Here is a 4449-nt window from a genome sequence, read left to right on the forward strand (position 1 = left end):
CTCGGCGGCGCGCACGTCGTCGGCGGACTTCCCCGTTTCGGCCATGCGCGCGTCGAGCCCCACGTGCTGCTCCTTCACGGTGAAGCGGCCGCGGATGCGTCGTGACTCGCGGATGTAGGCCGCCTTCGCAAGGCCGTCGGCGGTGCCGGTCACGTCGCCGCGCAGGCGCAGACCGCGCCAGCCCGTTCCACCATCGGCGCGGGGGGCCTCGGTCTGCATCCAGTAGAGCATCGAGAGGCTGAGCTGGCGAGCTCCTTCGTAGTGCTTGACCTGTTCCTCCGGGGTCACGCCGATGACGTTGCCGGGGATGTAGTCGATCTGGGGCCAGTTCACCAGCACGATGTCGCTCTCGTAGGCGCCGTCGACGAAGCTGGCGCGGTCGGCGATGCGGCGGAAGGTCCATAGATCCATGGGGCCGCGCTCCGGCTTCGGGTTCACCGGGTCGAACGTGCGTACCACCGGGTCGAGGGTGATGGGATGCGTGGCCGAGAAGCTGAGCAGGTTGCTGCCCCACGGTGGCGTGAGCGCCGGATCGTAGTCGCGCCAGAAGCTGTAGTCTCGCGGGCGCTCGATGGTGTGATCGCCGTGGGGGTCATGGTCGATGACGAAGCACCAGCTGATGGCCTGCATGTTGTCGGGCCTGGCCACCGCTGGGGCGTGGGGCTCGCCGGTCTCGGCATGCGACTCGGCGCCCGTGACGTGCTCGATGCCCGCCAGGGGCAGCAGGTCGCCGAGCTCGGTGGCGTCGACGACATAGCGCGCGCGCACGGTGACGCGCTCTCCATCGGGCGAGTGCCCCAGGGCGAGCGGTGGCGCGCCGCCGCGATGGCGCAACGTCACCGCGCGGACGTGGTCGCCGTCGATCTCGGCTGATTCCGGCGCGTGCTCGAGCAGCAGGGTGAGGCGCCGCCCTGCCTGATAGGGGCGAAGGAACGACTCGAGCACCGAGAGCGAGACCCGGGGCTCGTGACAGATGGCTGACACGAAGCCGTTCCCCGGGTTGAGATGCTGCACCGCCCGCGCCTTTGCCGACAGGGGATAGAAGCGCTTGTAGTGCACCCGGATCTCGTCTCGCAGACGCCGATAGGAGCGGGTGCAGCCCGTCTGCTCGATCCACGGGTGCTCGTCCGGGGGCACGGCCTGCGATGTGAGCTGTCCGCCGATCCAGTCGGTCGGCTCGCTCATCACCACGCGATGTCCGCGGCGGAGGGCGGCCCACGCCGCGGCGCAGGCCCCCACGCCGCCTCCCACCACCAGCACGTCGGTCTCCAGCTCGCGATGCGCCACCTTGTCGCTCCTTTGCCGTGGCCGCGCCTTGGGCCACACGAGAATCGTGTCGTCGCGCCAGCGCAGGCCGCAGGTCGGACGGACGGCGGTCGCGCGGCGCAGGTTGGTCGGCGGATTGGCCTCGGGCTTCGAAATCCCTGCCAGGGCGCCCCGCGAGACGAAGGGGTCACGACGACCTGCTCCGCACGGGGGTCGCAGACGCAGGGACTCTGACGGCCCGCGGGAAAACGACCCTCATGGGTCGCGTTGTCTTGTTGTGGGGAGCGCCCGCCGCGGGCAAGACCAGCGTTGCGCGCGCGGTGGTGGCGTCGTGCGCGCGCGCCGACGTGACCGTGCTCCATCTCTCCTCCGACGCGGTGCGCGCCGCGCTTCACGCGGGGCCGTACCTGCGCGCGCTGCAGGGCGTGGTGTACGATGGCCTCCAGGCCATGCTCGAGAGCGCCATGGCCGCGGGGCTCACCGTGCTGCTCGATGCCAACTACCTCGACGCTGGGCGACGCGGGCGCGTGCGCGCGGCTGTCGCTTCTCGTGGAGGATCGCTGCTCTCGGTGCAGGTCGCATGCTCTGTCGGCTCCCGACGGGCCCGCAATGACGCGCGACCGCTGACCCAGCAGGTGCCGGCAGACTACATCGAAGACGCCCACGGTCGGGCAGAGGCCCAGCAGGGTGATGCCGACGTCGTGGTTGACACTGACACCTGCACGGCCGACGAGGCTGCGCGGCGCATCACGCGCTGGTTCCTCGAGGGCCAGGTCTCTCTGCCAGGAGATTCAAGCCGCGCCGCCATATAGAACCCTCTTCCCCCACGGCGCGCGCGCCAGCCGCCCCATTCTCTTCCCGAGTCGAGGACATCACGCATGAAGACGGTCGCCATGCTGCTCGCGGGAGGCGCCGGAACGCGCCTCTCGGTGCTCACCGAGACACGCGCCAAGCCCGCCGTCCCCTTTGCCGGCAAGTTCCGCATCATCGACTTCACGCTCAGCAACTGCGTGAACAGCGGCATCAACACCGTGGGGGTACTCACCCAGTACCGCCCGCACAGCCTGAACGAGCACATCGGCATCGGCAAGCCGTGGGACCTCGACCGTGGTCGCGGTGGCGTGCGCCTGCTGCCGCCCTATCAGGGGCGCGAGGGGCACCACTGGTATGGTGGAACCGCTGACGCCATCTACCAGAACCTCGACTTCCTCGAAGACCAGAACGCAGAGAACGTGCTGGTGCTGAGCGGCGACCACATCTACAAGATGGACTACGCCGCCATGATCGCCTACCACGAGGAGCAGGGGGCCGACCTCACCATCGCGGTCATGACCGTTCCTCTCGAGGAGACCGACCGCTTCGGCATCATGGAGGTCGACGCGCAGAGCCGCATCGTGCAGTTCCACGAGAAGCCGAAGAACCGAGACAAGGGCCAGCTGGCCTCGCTGGGCATCTACGTGTTCAATCGGCGAACCCTCGAGAAGCGCATCTCAGAGGGCACCGAGGCGAATCCGCGCACCGACTTCGGCATGCACGTCATCCCGGCCATGCTGGCGGCGGGCGACAACGTGGTCGCCTGGCAGTACGAGGGATACTGGGTCGACGTCGGCACCATCGACGCGCTCTGGAGCACCAACCTCGAGCTCACGGGCACCGCGCCGGCCCTCGACCTCTACAACGATCGCTGGCCCATCTTCACCCAGTCGGAGGAGATGCCTCCGGTGAAGTTCGGGCCCCAGGCCAAGGTGGTGTCGAGCATCGTCTCCAATGGGTGCGTGGTGCGCGGCCTGGTCTCGAACAGCGTGCTCAGCCCTGGGGTCTACGTGAGCCCCGGCGCGGTGGTCACCAACAGCGTCATCATGAACGACGCCTGGATCGGGCCCGGTGCCCGGCTCGACAAGGTCGTGGTCGACAAGCGGGCCATGATCGGCGCGGGGGCCACGGTGGGCGAAGGCGACGAGAGCGTGGTGAACGAGCTGCACCCCTCGATTCTCGCCTGCGGCATCACCCTCATCGGTCGGAGTGCGTTCATTCCCGAGGGTGCCCTGGTGGGGCGCAATGTGCTGGTGGCCAGCAACGTCGACGAGAATGCGTTTCCCCACGACAAGATCGTGGGCGACGGCAAGTCCATTCAGGGGGTCTGCTGATCATGTCGAAGGCGTTTGCAATGATTCTGGCCGGCGGGGCCAGCGAATCGCTCAGCGTGCTCACCGAGACCCGCGCCGAGCCCGCCCTGCCGTTTGCGGGGAAGTATCGCATCATTGATTTCGTTCTGAGCAATCTGGTGAACAGCGACATCTACAACGTGGCCGTGCTGACGCAGTACCGCCCGCGCAGCCTCAATGCCCACATCGGCACCGGCAAGCCGTGGGACCTCGACCTGGCCACGGGCGGCGTGGCGTTGCTGCAGCCCTTCCGCGGCGGTCCGCTGGGCGACTGGCAGAAGGGGACGGCTGACGCGGTGCGCCGCAACCTCGAGTTCATCGAGCAGCAGACCGAGGAGCACGTGCTCATCCTGCCGGGCGATCACATCTACCTCATGGACTATCGCCCGCTCATCAAGGCGCACATCCAGAGCGGCAGCGATGTGACGGTGGCGGTTCGGCGCGTGAGCCCCCACGACACGCATCGCTTCGGCATCATCTCCATCGGGGCCGAGAACAAGATCGTCGGCATGGAGGAGAAGCCGCGGCGCACCCGCGAGACCCTGGCGAGCATGGGCATCTACGTCTTCCGCAAAGACGCCCTGGTGCGCGCCCTCACCGAGGGTGACGGCATCGACTTCGCCCGCGACGTGCTGCCGAAGATGCTGGCTGATGGCTGCGAGATGTCGGCCTGGCACTTCTTCGGCTACTGGGAAGACGTGGGCACCGTGCAGTCTTACTGGGAAGCCAACATGAGCCTGCTGGCCGAAGATCCGGCCCTCGATCTCTACGATCAGCACTGGGTGGTGCACACCCGCTCGTTCGACAAGGCACCGGTGCGCCTGGGTCCCAACGCGGTGGTTGACGGCACGCTCATCTCGAACGGATGCGTGGTGCTGGGCGTGGTCGAGCGCAGCATCATCTCCCCTGGGGTCTTCATCGACGAGGGGGCCGTGGTCAAGGACAGCATCATCTTCAACGATGTGCGCATCGAGGCGGGGGCGCGGGTCGACCGCGCCATCGTCGACAAGGGCTCGGT

General features: G+C 67.9%; 4 protein-coding genes. 3 read left to right on the top strand and 1 reads right to left on the bottom strand.

Annotated elements, in window-relative coordinates; all coding sequences use genetic code 11:
• Positions 1-1272: FAD-dependent oxidoreductase (locus tag EB084_20235; protein NDD30595.1), on the bottom strand; the 1272-nt coding region annotated here is incomplete at its 3' end.
• A 251-nt stretch (positions 1273-1523) separates the two neighbouring features.
• Here EB084_20235 and EB084_20240 point away from each other — a divergent pair.
• The 3 genes from EB084_20240 to EB084_20250 all read left to right on the top strand — a co-directional run.
• Positions 1524-2078, top strand: coding sequence for a hypothetical protein (locus tag EB084_20240; GenBank protein NDD30596.1), 555 nt, complete (start codon positions 1524-1526; stop codon positions 2076-2078).
• A gap of 66 nt (positions 2079-2144) precedes the next feature.
• Entirely contained in the window at positions 2145-3413 is a 1269-nt protein-coding gene (locus EB084_20245) for a glucose-1-phosphate adenylyltransferase (protein ID NDD30597.1), read from the top strand.
• Between the two features lie 20 nt (positions 3414-3433).
• Positions 3434-4449 (top strand): glucose-1-phosphate adenylyltransferase (locus EB084_20250; GenBank protein NDD30598.1); only part of this gene is annotated, 1016 nt, incomplete at its 3' end.

Source organism: Pseudomonadota bacterium (genome assembly GCA_010028905.1).
Lineage (GTDB): Bacteria > Vulcanimicrobiota > Xenobia > RGZZ01 > RGZZ01 > RGZZ01.